We start from the raw sequence: 13,993 nt of genomic DNA, 5'->3' as shown, positions 1-13,993 counted from the left end.
CACAATTACCATACTATAGTCAGGACTCTCGTATACGACAACTTGGCGTGTCGATCACATGAGAATCCTGTCCATGGGCATGGCCGAATCGATGGAGAAGTCAGGAGCAGAGGGGGGCAGTCCGGCCTGGACCAGGTTGACGCCCAGCATGGCCACCATGGCGCCGTTGTCCGTGCACAGATTGATCTTCGGAATGCGGACCTTGACGCCCTCCTGGTCGCCGAACTCCTGGAGCTTGCCGCGCAGCTGCGAGTTGGCTGAGAACCCGCCGCCGACAATCAGGGTATCCGTATCGAACCTGTGACAGGCGGCCATGGCCTTGCGGGATAGAACGGTGGCCACGGAACCAGCCAGGGAGGCACAGACATCATCCACGGGAATGTCGAGCCCGGCCTGCTGTCTGCGTTCGACCCATCGAGCCACGGCCGTCTTGACTCCGGAGAAGCTGAAGTCATAGGGATGCTCGGCTCCGGCCCGGCCCTTGGTCAGCCCCTGGGGCACGGCGATGGCATGAGGATCGCCCAGACGGGCGTGGCGGTCGATGTGGGGGCCGCCCGGATAGGGGAAGCCGAGCAGACGGGCGATCTTGTCGAAGCACTCCCCTGCCGCGTCGTCCAGGGTGGTGCCCACCACTTGGACCGATCGCGCCAGATCATCCACATGCAGCAGTGAGGTGTGGCCGCCGGAGACGATCAGAGCCAGGGCATTCTGAGGGAAAGGGCCGAATTGGAGCTGGGTGACCGCTATGTGTCCTATGACGTGGTTGATGCCATACAAGGGCTTTTTCGCCGCCCAAGCCAGCGCCTTGGCACCGGAAACGCCTACAGCCAGGCATCCAGCCAGTCCAGGACCAGCCGAGACCGCTATGGCATCCACTTGGGACAGGTCCATATCCGCATCCTTCAGGGCCTTGGAGACGACCGGCACAAAGGACTCAGCGTGTGCCCGCGAGGCGATCTCGGGTATGACGCCGCCGTAGCGGGCGTGCTCGTTCATGGAGGATGCGACCACGTTGGACAGCAGCCGGTTGCCCTGGACCAGGGCGGCAGCGGTCTCGTCGCAGGTGGATTCGATACCCAGCACCAGGGGCTCACTCATGATCAATGATCCTTTCCTGTCCCTCCGAAAGCTTGTTGCTGACAAAACCCACCGGACCCGGTCCAACCGAGCTTAAAGGTCTGGTCATAGCCCAGGCGTCAACATCCTCAGGCTGATAGTAGCCCTTGCATAGACCCGTCTGTGAGAAGCCGAAGTCCTTGTAGAGGTCAATGGCCGCAGGGTTGTCTACGCGGACCTTCAGGTTCATGCGTTGCAGACCCTTGCGATCGGCTCCGGTAATTATCCTGGCCAGCAGAGATCCTGCAATGCCGCGATGCCGGGCTTCCGGCAGCACCCCGAGGGTCATCAGCTCGGCATCCCTTTCGCCTGACCAATAGCCTCCGTAGCCCAGTATGGCACCCTGGTCTTCCCATACCAGGTAGGTGCGTGAAGGCGCAGCCAACTCGAACCGCAGCTCCTGCTGGCTCCAGGCCTGGTCGCCGAAGACGCGCGACTCCAGATCGACCAACCGGTCCAGGTCCTCCAAGACCGCCCCGCGAATCATGATTGGACTGCCACATGCTTAAGCGGATTGGGCACCGAGACGTCCGGACGGCGAAGATACAGGGGCTCCACCGGGTCGATCAGCCCATGCTGGGCACGTATGCTAGCGCAAGCAGCCATCAGGCCTGTCCCCCGTGTCCGATCCTCCAGGAAGGATCCTTCGTCCAGCATCACCCGTATATCGGAATGCTGATCCAGACGCTCCCACTGGTCGGCATAGCGGCCGGCTCCATGGCCGCTAATGACCAGAGCGACAGGACCCTGATCCACCGACTCCCGCTCTTCCGCGATGGCCGCGATCTTCTCACCGATAGCCGCCGGATAGTCGATGCCCATTTCGGTCAGCGGCCGGGCCGGAGCCTCGGCGCCACCGAAGTCGTCAAAGAGACGGTAGTAGAGCTGCCGCCGCCGAGCATCGTTGACAGCCAGGACCAGAAGCCGTGCATGGTCTTGGCCCTGCCGTTTGAACCTGCTGTAGGCATAGCGGGCCTGCGGCTCCAGGATGTCCTGTCCCAGCAGACGGGCACCCGTGGCAAACGCCAGGGCTTTGGCGGTGACGATGCCTGCCCGCAGACCGGTGAAAGGCGCAGGCCCCAGTCCCACCACGATGGTCCGCAGATCGTCTGCAGACAGCCCAGCCTGATCCATGACCTTGGCGATATTGACCTGGAGGCGTTCTACGTGCGAGCGCGAGTCGGTCTCGATGCACGGCTCACGCCCTGGCAGCCCCACAGTCGAGCCATAGGAGGTATCGATCACCAAAAGGGACGTATCGGTCCCGCTCATGCCGTCATCGCCTTTCTCAGCTGATCCATTCTCTTGGCCCATGACGGACCCACTCCACGCAGACGTACCATACGCTGACCCTGGGAGCTGGGTGGCGCCTCAGGATCTTCCCGGGGATCCACGTGCCGGTCGATGGTCACTTCCAGACGTTGATCGGCCAGGGCAGAGGCCATCTGCTCGCCCCATTCCATCAGAATGATGGTCCTTTGGCCCGGGTCTTCCAATTCCTCATCCAGACCAAGGGACTCCAGCTCGTCCAGGAGCCGATCCACGGCATCCTCGCCAGGAAGATAGCCCTGTCCGCCCAGCCGGTAGGCATCCACGTGGATCAGGGTAACCGGCGAGCCATTGAACAGGTGGCCATGCAGTTCTCTTGCGATGGTGAACGTGGGCGAGACCACAGGGCCGTCCACTCCGAGTCCGTCGCCCAGTCCCTGGGCCAGCGTGGTCTTGCCCGCTCCCAGAGGCCCGGACAGGAGGATCACGTCCCCGCCTTGCAGACACGAGGCCAGGTTTCTGCCCAGGCCTTGCATGTCCTCGCCTGTGGGCACAGCCAGTTCAAATCCGTCCTGTTGCCCGGCACTGTCCTGCAAGCTCATGCCCGTATCCTTCCCTTGGCGGCGATCAGCTCGACTGCCCGTTCCAGCGCATATCGGGCGTCGCCGCTGCTGGTCTTGCTGATCTCATCAGCTTGGGCCAAGGCCTCGATGCAGGCCGCCAGGCCGGAGGAGGTCCATCCATGCAGCTGTCTCTTGGCCTCCCGCAACTGCCAGTAAGCGGCCTTGGCCTCGGCTGTGGTAATGGATCCCGACTCGATGGCCGCCTCCTTGCCAAGCGTCCGCAGCTTCAAGGCCAGTACGCCAATTAGAGAGACTGGTTCGTTGCCCTGCTCCAGGGCGGTACGCAGAGCGACGACGGCTTGGGCCGGCCTGCCGGCAAGGGCCCTGTCCGCCACAGCGAATCCGGATACAGCCGGGTTATCGGTCAGATAATCGTTGACGATCTCCAAGGTCATGGGATCCTGGTCAAAATCGAAGCAGAGCTGGGAGCACATGGCAGCCAGTTCCGGAGTGCGCTCGCCCAGGACGTCCACCAGACGCTGGGCCGCCCGTGGCTGGATGCGGCGCTGATGGGCTTTGAAACGCCCATAAACGAAGTCGACCTTGTCGTCGAACTTCTTCAGATCCGGCATCCGCTCCGTGACCGCTCCGGCTCGCGCCATTTGGTCCAGAAGCCTGCGACCCCGGTTGCCCCCGTCATGACGTGCGATGACGATGCTGGATTCGGCTCCTGCGGTCTCACGGCAGAAATCGATCAAGGCCTGGCTCAGGGCTTCATCAGCCGCCTGCAGATCATCCAGACAAACCACAGCCGTCTGACTGAGCAGGGAGGGTCCGACCGCTTCCTGAAAGGCGTAAGCGTCGCAGTCGGCCGCGTCCAGCTCGATGTATTCGCTGTCCGGATGGGCGGCGCATGCCTGCGCGCACAGCTCCTTGAAACGCTGAGCGTTGAGGAAGGGATCGCCGCCGACCACCAGATGGACGGAAGGGTTCTCCTGCTGAGCTTTGGTCATGACTCAAATCTCCCTTCATCGCTGGACATTACCCTCGGTCTTTTTTTGAAGACCATCTGGGCAAGAAGGCCATAGGTCTGCCGTAGCCAGCCCTTGATGGACACCCAAGCCGACGGCCGGAAGGGAACCCCTGAATTCGCCGCTGCCGTAGCCGGCCATGAATGAACCCGCCCCCGGGCACGGATGAATCGAATCAGCCGATGATCGATCAGGGCCATGAGACCCAGACCGACCAGGCAGGCGCTGCCGACCGGCCCCGGTGGCCAGGCCGCCGGAGCAGCTGCTTCGCCCAGCCAGGTGGCGGCAAAAGCCATGACTCCCGTACCCAGGGAGGTCAGTCGGGCCAGCAACAGACCCACTGGAGGCCAGAGCCAGGAGGTGAGCAGTGCCAGCAGACCGGTCACTGTGGCAGCGTCGACCACAGGAGTGACCAGCAGGTTGGCCAGTGGAGCCAGGAGAGGCAACCCAGGACTCATCAGCATCTGCACGGGCAGCGTCCCGGCCTGGGCGCACAGGGTCGTGGCCAATGGACGTGCCAGAAATGCCGGAAGATGATCTTCAAGGAGGGCCGCCAACCGCCGGTTGCCCAGGCCGATGCCCAGCACGGCTCCGCAGGAAAGTGCGAAGCCGAAGCTGGCAGCCATGGAAGGCCGCAGGATCAGGATCAGCAGGACACACCAGGACAGCGTGTTCAATGACTGGGCAGGCCGGCAGGCAGCCAGAGCCCATGCCGAAAGAAGACCCATGGTCTGAGCGCGCAAGACTGAATCCCCGGGGACCATCAGCATGCCCAAACCCAGATAGGCGGCAGACAGAACCAAGGCCATCAGCAAGGGCGGCGAGCGCAGGGCTCGCATGATCCTCACCAGCAGCGAGGCCAGGATCATGAAGTGCCCGCCGGAGACAGCCATCAGGTGCAGGATGCCCGATGCCCGGAAGTCCTGGGTCAGACGGGTTGCATAGGCGGGCTCCACTGCCGGTCTGCCCAGGGAGCCATCTGACCCAGGCAGGGCCTGGTTGCCCAGGATGCCCATGGTCAAACCCGGCACCAGGATCCGTCCCTGATCGTCCAGGCTGTTGGTCTGTTCGAGAAAGGCCCTTTGCATACGGGCGATCAACCGTCTACAAGGGCCTGGCGGCTCGACTTGTTTCGTGCCGTCTTCCGCAGCCAACCAGGGAATAGGACGGCCGTAAGCAGGGGGCTCCAACAGGCCTCTCGCACGATACTGCCCTCCCTGTTGCAGCAGGCATGACCGGCTGCGGGCGAAGAACATGATGCGCTCATCGGAAGGCATGCGCACTCCGGCCACAGTCACCCATTGCAGTCGGATCTCCGCCTGACAGTCCCAGCCCCGCCGGGAGGATGCACTCATAGGGCCCACAGCCCGGCCACGAATCTCGGCCAGCGCTTTGCCCTGACGTATCTGCCGGGCTGCCGGCCCGCTGCGCGCTGACTCATGACCGACTGCGGCGGCCAATGATGCAGTCAGAGCCACCGCAGCCAAGACAGCCAATGTCGGCAGCCTCCGGGGACCAAGCCACGTGGACACCAAGGTCGGCCAGGTGGGAATACACGGAGACTGACAAACTTGGTGCAGCCGGATCCGCCGGCATGAGCCATGGGGCCGACGCAATACCTCTGTAGCGACCAAGCAAACGAGTTTGAAGGCAAGCAGGACCATAGCTATGAGTAATGGAAGCGCCAAGACAAGCGGCATCAACCAGACCGACATGCCCGTGCCCCCACCAGCTATGCCACCTCTGGACTCCCCTGCCGTCTTGGACCAGCCGCCGCTTTTGGCTGACCCGGCTACGGATCCGCCCATGCTCCGGTCCAGAAGCCACGGGACAAGCAGGGCAACCGCCCAGGCCAGACAAGCAGCGGGGAGCATACGAAGATTGCGATTGCCGTTTGCCCGATCAGCAGCAGGACGATCTCTTGCCCGGCCGGCCATCATTGCGCCACCAGATATGGGCGTAATCGGGCCAGGGTCTTGGCACCGATGCCGGGGACATCCAGCAGCTGATCGACCGAGGCGTAGCGACCGCCGATAGCACGCCGATGCTCCAGTATTTTTGTTGCCGTGACCGGTCCAATCCCCTTGACGTTCTCCAGATCCGCTTGGCTGGCGCTATTGAGATTCACGCGTCCGGTCTGATCCGCTATTCCCGCGGATGCATCGGAGATCGGAGCAGCAGAGGCATTGCCTGCCCTTTCGCCATCGTGAGCGGAATCTGATGCTGCATTGGTATGTTCGCTGCCTTCGTCGCCATGGGTGTTCCGGCTACGATCGCTTCCAGACGCATGTTTGCTGCGGTGTGCAGCACTGTGGGCATCGCCGTTTGCCGGAGTCGATGACATGCCCCCGGATCCGTCGACTGCTGCTCCTGCAGCCAGCGCCCGTTCCTGCTGGGCCAGCAGGGTCAGGCTGACCGCAAGGGCAACCACCAGAACAAGAATGGCTGTCAAGGCCTGAAGCGGCGTAAACGACCAGACGGGTCGATCACGTCGAATCTGTGATTCGGCCATGTCTTCAGCCGATCGCTCCGACCGACTTGACTGATTCAGGGCCAGAGCCTGCAGGGGCGGCGCCGGCGGCTGGGTGATGTTGATGCTCATGGGCCCAGCCTGGCATGAAAAAGCCCCCCGATATGAGGTCGAGGGGCTATGTGGTCGAAGGTCATCGCCTGTCCACAGCCTGGCTGCGGGCAGTGCAGGGTCAGGCTGGCACGACCGAAACGATCTTGGGCGCCTTGACGATGACCTTGCGAGGCTCCTTGCCACCCAGCCGCTCCTGAACGGCAGGCAGCGCCAGGGCCATGGCCTTGAGCTGGTCAGGCGCGATGTCGGGGCTGACCTGCAACTTGCCGCGGACCTTGCCCTTGATCTGGACCACGGCAGTGATCGTGTCCTCGCCAAGATAGCGATCATCCCAGGTCGGCCACTGGGCATGCGCCAGGGATTCCTCGTGACCCAGACGGCTCCACAGCTCTTCGCAGATGTGGGGGGCGATGGGCGAAAGCATGAGCACCAGTGGCTCGATGGCTGCCCTAGGCGTCGGATTCAGCCCGGTCAGATGGTTGTTGAGCACGATCATCCTGGCGATGGCTGTGTTGGGCCGCATGGCCTCCATCTCCACAGTCACGTCGTGGATGGTGGTGTTGAGCAGCTTCAGGGTCTTCTGGTCGGGCTCGCCCTCATCCAGAACCACCTCGCCGGTCTGCTCGTTCACCACATTGCGCCAGAGCCGCTGCAGGAAGCGCATGCCGCCCACCACGTTGCGCGTGTTCCAAGGCCTCGACTCGTCCAGGGGTCCCATGCTCATCTCGTAGAGGCGGAAGGTGTCGGCCCCATAGGTACGGTACATGTCGTCCGGAGTGATGATGTTCTTGAGGCTCTTGCCCATCTTGCCGAACTCGCGGTTGACCGGCTGCCCCTGCCAGGTGTAGCTGACCTTGCCGCCCTCCTCATGCTCCTCCACCTCGGCGGCGGGCACGTACTGGCCGCGCTGGTCCGTGTAGGCGTAGGCCTGGATCATCCCCTGGTTGAAAAGCTTGTGGAAGGGCTCCTTGGACGAGACGTACCCCAGATCGTAGAGGACCTTGTGCCAGAAGCGGGCATAGAGCAGGTGCAGGACCGCGTGCTCCACGCCACCCACATAGAGATCGACACCGCCTGACTCCCCGGCCGTAGCGTTGTGCTTGGGCCCCAGCCAGTAGTCGTATTCCTCCGGATCGACCATATGCCGGTCGTCCTTGGGGTCGATGTAGCGCATGTAGTACCAGCAGGAGCCGGCCCAGTTGGGCATGGTGTTGGTGTCCCTGTGGTAGACCTTGGGTCCGTCGCCCAGGTCCAGGGTCACGTTCACCCAGTCCTGGTTGCGGCTCAGCGGGGCCTCCGGGCTGGACTGGGCATCCTCGGGGTCGAAGGTCTTGGGCGAGTAGTCGGGCACATCCGGCAGGGCCACCGGCAGCTGGTCGTCGGGCAGCAGGTGGGGCAGGCCCTGGTCGTCATAGACCACCGGGAAGGGCTCGCCCCAGTAGCGCTGACGAGAGAATAGCCAGTCGCGCAGCCGGTAGGAGACCGTCCCATGACCGACTCCTGCCGACTCCAGCCATTCAGTGACCTTCTCAATGGCCTGGTCAACCCGCATACCGTCCAGGCTGAGCGGGTCGCCAGCGGCCTGGGTGGCCTGGACTGAGGAGTTGACCACAATGCCATCGTGGGAAACGAAGGGGGCCTTGCCCCGATAGTCGTCCAGGGTCTGTCCGGATTCAGGCAGCGGGCTGACCGTATAGACGACGGGCAGGCCATACTTGACGGCGAAGTCGTAATCGCGCTGATCGCCGCCTGGCACAGCCATGATGGCTCCAGTGCCATAGTCCATCAGCACGTAGTCGGCGGTGAAAATGGGCAGCTTGGCCCCCGTGATGGGGTTGAGAGCGTACAGTCCGGTAAACAGGCCGGTCTTGGCTCCGCCTTCGTCTACGCGATCCTTGGCGGTCTTGGCCTCGGCGGCCCTGCGATAGGCCTGCACGCCCTCCGCAGGATTGGCATAGCCGCCCTTCCACTGTTCAGGCACATCCTCAGGCCACTCCTGTGGCAGATGCTGCAGCAGGTCGTGCTCGGGCGAAACCACGGCGAAGGTGGCGCCGAAAAGCGTGTCGGGACGGGTGGTGTAGACCTCCATGGTCTGGTTCCCGTCGGGGCTGGGCACGGTGAAATCCACCGAGGCTCCGTGCGACTCCCCGATCCAGTTGCGCTGCATGAGCTTGACCTTTTCGGGCCAGTCCAGAATGTCCAGGTCCTCCAGAAGCCGGTGGCCGTAGGCGGTGATGCGCATGGACCACTGCTTGAGCTCACGCTGGTAGACCGGGTAGTTGCCCCGCTCGGACCGCCCCTCGGCGGTCACCTCCTCGTTGGCCAGGACCGTGCCCAGCCCGGGGCACCAGTTGACCGGCGAGCGCGAGATGTAGGCCAGACGGAAGTCGTTGAGCACCTCGGAGCGCTCGGTCTCATCCAGGTCCTCCCAGGAGGCGTCGGGATGGCCAGGGATGGCCTTGCTGCCGGCCTTGAAGGCTTCGACCAGTTCGCTGATAGGCCTGGCCGAGCCCGTCCCCCCGTCGGCACGGCGGTAGTCGGGGTCGTACCAGGACTCGTAGATGCGCGAGAAGATCCACTGGGTCCAGCGCACGTAGTCCGTATCGATGGTGGCGAAGGAGCGGCGGTCGTCGAAGCTGAGCCCCAGCCGGTGCAGCTGCCAGCGCATGTTGGCGATGTTCTGCTCGGTGGTGACCCTGGGGTGCTGGCCGGTCTGGACCGCATACTGCTCGGCGGGCAGGCCGAAGGCATCGTAGCCCATGGCGTGCAGGACGTTCTCGCCCTTCATCCGATGGTAACGGCTGACGACATCGGTGGCGATGTAGCCCAGGGGGTGGCCCACATGCAGGCCCTTGCCCGAAGGATAGGGAAACATGTCGATGACGAAGTAGGGACTGCGGCCCCCAGCATGATTGCCCTGGGCATCGGTCAAATCACCCTTGGTGTTGGCTGCCCAGAAGGTGCCCTCCTTGTCCCAGCGCTTCTGCCAGTGCTCCTCAATGGTCTGCGCCATGGCGGCATCGTAGCGGAACTTGGGCTGATCGGATTCCTGGGTCTGCTGATGATCCCTGTCTTCATTCGCGTTCATATGGTGAATTATCGCCATTCACATGGACACGGCCGAGCCAGTGTCCAGCATCCGTCGCCTTGGCGGAAGCCGTGCTCAGCGATCGCCGGGCCGCAGGGTGCGGGCGGCGGCATCAATGGAGTAGCCGATGGACCTGGAGGCCCGGCCCAGGGCGACCTTGAAGGACCCGTCCCGCATCATCCTCTTCAGGGCCTGGTCAATGACGTCCACCAGCTCCGGATCCCCGTGGGGCACGCCGATGCCGTAATGTTCATTGGAGAAGGGGTTGCCGACCAGACGCAGCTGGCCACCGCCACGAACATGAGCCAGTCCAGCCAGGGCAAAATCGTCGCCGCTGGCAGCATCCGTGTCCCCGCTGAGCAGAGCCGTGACGCACTCAGGAAACTCCTCCCGCTCCTGGACCCGGGCTTGCGGAGCCAGCGAGCGCACTAGAGCCCCGGAGGTGGAGCCCGCTGCCACGCAGACCCGCTTCTGGGCCAGATCCTCCACCCCGGCGATGTCATTCTGGGTTCGACGAACCAGCAGGTCCTGCCCTGCAGCCAGGTAGGGTCCGGCGAAATCCACCAGCTTCTGCCGCTCCTGGGTGATGGAGTAGCCGGCCACGACCATGTCCACCTGGCCCTGTTCGAGCATGCGCTCGCGGTCTGCAGGCTTCACCTGGCGGAAGACGATCTGCGACTCGGCGTATCCCAGCTCGTGGACCACGTACTGGGCCACATCCACATCCAGACCCCGGTACTGGCCGGACTGAGCGAATCCAAGCCCGGGCTGGTCGAAGGAGATGCCCACGCTGATCTTGGGCCCGATGGAGCCGGCCCGGTAGCGATCCTCCTGGCGGCCGCACCCGCTCAGGGGCACCGCCAGAACCAGCGCCGCCAGAGCCGCCGCAATCCTGCGTGCAAACATGATCAGCCCCTACTTGAACATTCTCGAGCGCGTCAGGAACCAGGTCACCAGGGCGGTCACCAGACCTGACAGAATCACCACGACCGCGAAGCCCCAGGGCTTGTCGGTGAAGGGCATGCCGAACATGCCCTGGTTGAAGTTCATGCCGTACATGGAGAAGATCAGCGTGGGCACCGACAGGCTGATGGAGATGATGGTGAAGATCCTCATCACATTGTTGACGTTGTTGGAGACGATGGAAGCGAAGGCATCAGTCATGTTCGAAAGCACGCTTGAGTAGATGTTGGCCATCTCAATGGCCTGCTTGTTCTCCGTGATCACGTCGCCCAGAAGGTCCTCGTCGTCCGGGTAGCGCTTGATCCGCTCCAGCCCGGTCAGCTTCTCCAGGACGATCTCGTTGGACTTGAGGCTGGTGGCGAAGTAGACCAAGGTCTTGTTGAGCTCCAGCAGCATAAGAATTTCGCGGTTCTGCATGGAGTGGCGCAGCTTGAGCTCCAGCCGGTCCGACTCGCGGTCGATGATGCGCAGGTAGCGCAGGTAGAGGGTGGCGTTGCGGTAGAGGATCTGCAGGATGAAGCGGGACTTCATGAAGGTGTTGAAACCCCGGATGGTGCCCTCCATAAAGGGATGAAGCAGGACGGTGTCCTGCATGCAGACGGTGACGATCAGATCCTCGGTGACGATGATGGACAGAGGGATGGTCTCGTAGTAGTCCCGGCCGTCGCGTTCCTCAGCCCGGGGAATGTCGACGATGACCATGGTGTACTCGTCCTCAACGTCCACACGCGAGCGCTCCTCATCGTCCAGGGGGGCACGCAGGTCAGCCAGGTCGATACCGGTGGTCTGGGAGACGTTGGCCAGCTCGACATCGGTGGGCGCCGATAAGCATATCCATGAGCCCTTGGAAGCCTTGCCGATCTGCTCGATCTGCCCGTTCATGGTGCTGAATACTCTCATCATCGCCATCACCGCCTCTCGTGCTCGAACCTGGCCGACGTTTCTGGCCGAACCGATAGTAGCAGACAACCAGTTACCGCCGTGTTCAATTCCGCAGGGTAGTCCCCGGTCATCCCCGCCATGGCCGCAGGACGGCGGGTTGGATTTTGGAGGCGTCGAAGCGAAAATGCCCGGTGATGGGACGGTGGCCTGGCGAGCCCAGGTAGTCGTTCTCCCTGTCGCGCTGGCCCATGTTGTGCAGAAGCAGGGGAATGCCACGGCTGTCCCTTCTATCGGAGGCCATGCCGATGTGCCAGGAGGTGTCGAAGATGACGATGTCGCCCTGCTGCCACTGGTCGGTGGTCGCAGTGTCGTTGGTCAGACGCTGGGCATGCCGGGACAGGAATACGCCGAGGACGTTGGTCCGCCTGAAGTCGATGTTCGGATCCGGGCTGTTGATCACTCCGGCATAGGCCCCAGGAGACGAGGCGATATCGGCATCGACCATGGTCTTCAGATCGTAGCCGGCCTGCCGGAAGGCCCTCCAGATCTCGTCGGTGCAGGCGCCGCGGTCATCGGGAGGATAGCCGCCCTGGTAGTAGCCGCTGTCATAATGAGGATGGCGGCGGGCCTCCTGATGGGCTCCACGCACCATGGCCGTGTAGTCATCCACGCCGTCATGGTTGTAGTCTACAGGCGAGGTCAGAGGCGAATGGGCCGCGGTCTGCTCTGGAGAATATCCAGGAGGGCCGTGAGAAGCGGTCCTGGGGCCGTTTGCGGAGGAGTTTTGATTGTCTGAATGGCGAGCAGGCCCGACGCCCACCAGCCTGCCAGCCAGGGCCAAGGAGCCCGCCACAATCAATGCAAGCGCCAGCAGGACAGCCGCCCACCGCAGAACCACTGTCCGCCGCTGGCTGCGGCCGCCGCGGTTTCGCTCTGTAGACACAGCGGTCACCTCATCCGGTTGCGCAGGGGCCTGCCATCCATGAACCGATGAAGGTTATCCAGGCAGATTTCCCGAACCTTGTCCATGTTGGAGGGCAGGTAGGCTCCCCCGGCCACATGCGGGGTGAGCAGGCAGCGTGGTTGCCTCCAGAGCGGGTGGTCTTCAGGCAGGGGCTCCGGTTCAGTCACATCCAGCCCTGCACCGAAAATGCCGTCCTTATCCAGGGCTTGGGCCAGAGCCATGCAGTCCACGGCATCTCCCCTGCCCGCGTTGATCAGCACGGCGGTGGACTTCATCAATGCAAGACGATGGTCATCGATGATGTGCCGGGTCTGCGGCGTTGAAGGCAGGGCCAGAGCCACTACATCCATCTCAGGCAGCAGGGCATCCAGATCGTCAAAACCAGCCAGACGGTCGAACCCCTCCACCGGCTGGTCGGGATGGCGCCTGATGCCGATGGTCCGAGCGCCTACGGCCTTGGCCAGACGAGCGAAGGAGGCTCCGATATCCCCTGTGCCTAAAACCAGGACCTGGCAGCCATGCGGCGAAAGGACGGGCCCGCGAGGTTCCCAACGGCCCAAACGCTGATTGTCCCGGTAGGCCGGCAGGTCCTTCATCAGAGCCCACATCATGGCGAACATGTGCTCGGAGACCGACTGCCCGTAAGCGCCTGAGGCACTGGTCAACATGGCGCCCGGAGGCAGAACCCCCGGTTTCATGTAGGCATCCACACCCGCGCTGCTGGTCTGCAGCCAGACCAGGTTACGGCAGGCAACCACCTGCTCGGCCGGCGGATTACCCAAAATGATCGTGGCCTCCGATCGGAGGGATTCAGGGACATCGATGAGCCAATGCATGCTCTGCCGCATGTCCGTGTCGACAATGAACTCCTGACGAACGCCTGGAGCCGCCTGGAGGAATTCCTGTCGTTCACTCTGGTCCAAGGGCAGACAGTTGATGATGAGCTGGTCCCCAGGATGGTTCTCGTTCCGCTTTTCAACCCGCACTTCGGCATCGTTTTTGCCGGTCATGGTCCGCCGCCTTTCCGTTGCTGCCGACCCCCTTGGTCGCCCCTTGTTCATCATGCTAGCGCACTTGCAAGCTCAGGAATGACTCAAGACCATTCGAGGATAAAATCCATCAATTAGCTCACAATCCCTGCAATTCCGGGGCAACACACTGAGTTGCTCCATTTGCCAATCCCGGTGTACTATAAGCAAGGCTTCACCAAGCAAGGCAAGCACGGGGCTATGGCGCAGCTGGTAGCGCGTCTCCATGGCATGGAGAAGGTCGGGGGTTCGAATCCCCCTAGCTCCACAGATAGGATCCCGAGGTCACCTCGGGATCTTTTTATATTCATTGGGCTTGCAAACGCCAGATCGGGCCTATAGGAACTAAACGCGTTGTTTTAGGTTCTGTGTGTGGGTTTGGTTGTGTGTTGGTCAGAGTGTGGTGTTGGGGTATCTGAATGGTGTGTGGAACTCGTTCCAGTTGATGGCGGTGCCGTAGTGTTCGGGCTCGTCCTGTTCCTGTCTGGTTTCCCGTTTGGGTGCT

Annotated in this window: 12 protein-coding genes and 1 tRNA gene; 1 reads left to right on the top strand and 12 read right to left on the bottom strand. The window is 62.7% G+C overall.

Annotated elements, in window-relative coordinates; all coding sequences use genetic code 11:
• Positions 1–54: 54 nt before the first annotated feature.
• From tsaD to H3T92_RS07095, 12 genes are all read right to left on the bottom strand, one after another.
• Positions 55–1,098: a tRNA (adenosine(37)-N6)-threonylcarbamoyltransferase complex transferase subunit TsaD gene (tsaD, locus tag H3T92_RS07150; RefSeq protein ID WP_144085909.1), complete on the bottom strand. Its 1,044-nt coding sequence runs from the start codon at positions 1,096–1,098 to the stop codon at positions 55–57.
• Positions 1,091–1,603, bottom strand: a complete 513-nt coding sequence (gene rimI, locus H3T92_RS07145) for a ribosomal protein S18-alanine N-acetyltransferase (protein WP_144085908.1) — start codon at positions 1,601–1,603, stop codon at positions 1,091–1,093. Before rimI ends, tsaD begins: the two co-directional genes overlap by 8 nt.
• A complete protein-coding gene (tsaB, locus tag H3T92_RS07140) occupies positions 1,600–2,388 on the bottom strand; it encodes a tRNA (adenosine(37)-N6)-threonylcarbamoyltransferase complex dimerization subunit type 1 TsaB (protein WP_198189704.1) in 789 nt (262 codons plus the stop codon). The genes rimI and tsaB overlap by 4 nt, the downstream gene beginning before the upstream one ends.
• The gene (gene tsaE, locus H3T92_RS07135) at positions 2,385–2,987 is read right to left on the bottom strand and encodes a tRNA (adenosine(37)-N6)-threonylcarbamoyltransferase complex ATPase subunit type 1 TsaE (protein ID WP_198189703.1); all 603 of its coding nucleotides are present in this window, start codon (positions 2,985–2,987) and stop codon (positions 2,385–2,387) included. Before tsaE ends, tsaB begins: the two co-directional genes overlap by 4 nt.
• On the bottom strand, positions 2,984–3,961 hold the full coding sequence (gene holA, locus H3T92_RS07130; RefSeq protein WP_144085905.1) for a DNA polymerase III subunit delta: 978 nt from the start codon (positions 3,959–3,961) through the stop codon (positions 2,984–2,986). Before holA ends, tsaE begins: the two co-directional genes overlap by 4 nt.
• Positions 3,958–5,475, bottom strand: coding sequence for a ComEC/Rec2 family competence protein (locus tag H3T92_RS07125; RefSeq protein WP_198189702.1), 1,518 nt, complete (start codon positions 5,473–5,475; stop codon positions 3,958–3,960). The genes holA and H3T92_RS07125 overlap by 4 nt, the downstream gene beginning before the upstream one ends.
• Positions 5,476–5,915: 440 nt before the next feature.
• Complete coding sequence (locus tag H3T92_RS07120) at positions 5,916–6,581, bottom strand: ComEA family DNA-binding protein (RefSeq protein ID WP_198189701.1); 666 nt, start codon at positions 6,579–6,581, stop codon at positions 5,916–5,918.
• Between the two features lie 100 nt (positions 6,582–6,681).
• Positions 6,682–9,651 carry a leucine--tRNA ligase gene (leuS, locus tag H3T92_RS07115; protein WP_198189700.1) on the bottom strand — a complete coding sequence of 990 codons (2,970 nt, stop codon included), beginning with the start codon at positions 9,649–9,651 and terminating at the stop codon, positions 6,682–6,684.
• A gap of 75 nt (positions 9,652–9,726) precedes the next feature.
• Positions 9,727–10,557, bottom strand: a complete 831-nt coding sequence (locus H3T92_RS07110; RefSeq protein ID WP_198189699.1) for a glutamate ABC transporter substrate-binding protein — start codon at positions 10,555–10,557, stop codon at positions 9,727–9,729.
• A gap of 9 nt (positions 10,558–10,566) precedes the next feature.
• Complete coding sequence (locus H3T92_RS07105) at positions 10,567–11,517, bottom strand: magnesium transporter CorA family protein (RefSeq protein ID WP_024627661.1); 951 nt, start codon at positions 11,515–11,517, stop codon at positions 10,567–10,569.
• A 106-nt stretch (positions 11,518–11,623) separates the two neighbouring features.
• Entirely contained in the window at positions 11,624–12,439 is an 816-nt protein-coding gene (locus H3T92_RS07100) for a DUF1287 domain-containing protein (protein ID WP_029676252.1), read from the bottom strand.
• Positions 12,440–12,444: 5 nt separating this feature from the next.
• Positions 12,445–13,470: a D-2-hydroxyacid dehydrogenase gene (locus H3T92_RS07095; protein ID WP_144085900.1), complete on the bottom strand. Its 1,026-nt coding sequence runs from the start codon at positions 13,468–13,470 to the stop codon at positions 12,445–12,447.
• Positions 13,471–13,683: 213 nt separating this feature from the next.
• Between H3T92_RS07095 and H3T92_RS07090 the strand changes: the two genes are divergently transcribed.
• Positions 13,684–13,756, top strand: a tRNA-Ala gene (locus H3T92_RS07090).
• The last annotated feature ends 237 nt before the right edge of the window (positions 13,757–13,993 follow it).

Source organism: Bifidobacterium sp. W8112, from assembly GCF_016101425.1.
In the GTDB taxonomy this organism is placed as follows: Bacteria; Actinomycetota; Actinomycetes; order Actinomycetales; family Bifidobacteriaceae; genus Bombiscardovia; species Bombiscardovia apousia.
Note: the sequence above shows the minus strand (reverse complement) of the source record. Positions and strands in the feature narration are given on the sequence as shown.

Bases quoted from the DNA above. Each gene is read 5' to 3' on its own strand.
- tsaD (WP_144085909.1), bottom strand. From the start codon at position 1,098: ATGAGTGAGCCCCTGGTGCTGGGTATCGAATCCACCTGCGACGAGACC.
- rimI (WP_144085908.1), bottom strand. From the start codon at position 1,603: ATGATTCGCGGGGCGGTCTTGGAGGACCTGGACCGGTTGGTCGATCTG.
- tsaB (WP_198189704.1), bottom strand. From the start codon at position 2,388: ATGAGCGGGACCGATACGTCCCTTTTGGTGATCGATACCTCCTATGGC.
- tsaE (WP_198189703.1), bottom strand. From the start codon at position 2,987: ATGAGCTTGCAGGACAGTGCCGGGCAACAGGACGGATTTGAACTGGCT.
- holA (WP_144085905.1), bottom strand. From the start codon at position 3,961: ATGACCAAAGCTCAGCAGGAGAACCCTTCCGTCCATCTGGTGGTCGGC.
- H3T92_RS07120 (WP_198189701.1), bottom strand. From the start codon at position 6,581: ATGAGCATCAACATCACCCAGCCGCCGGCGCCGCCCCTGCAGGCTCTG.
- leuS (WP_198189700.1), bottom strand. From the start codon at position 9,651: ATGAACGCGAATGAAGACAGGGATCATCAGCAGACCCAGGAATCCGAT.
- H3T92_RS07110 (WP_198189699.1), bottom strand. From the start codon at position 10,557: ATGTTTGCACGCAGGATTGCGGCGGCTCTGGCGGCGCTGGTTCTGGCG.
- H3T92_RS07105 (WP_024627661.1), bottom strand. From the start codon at position 11,517: ATGATGAGAGTATTCAGCACCATGAACGGGCAGATCGAGCAGATCGGC.
- H3T92_RS07095 (WP_144085900.1), bottom strand. From the start codon at position 13,470: ATGACCGGCAAAAACGATGCCGAAGTGCGGGTTGAAAAGCGGAACGAG.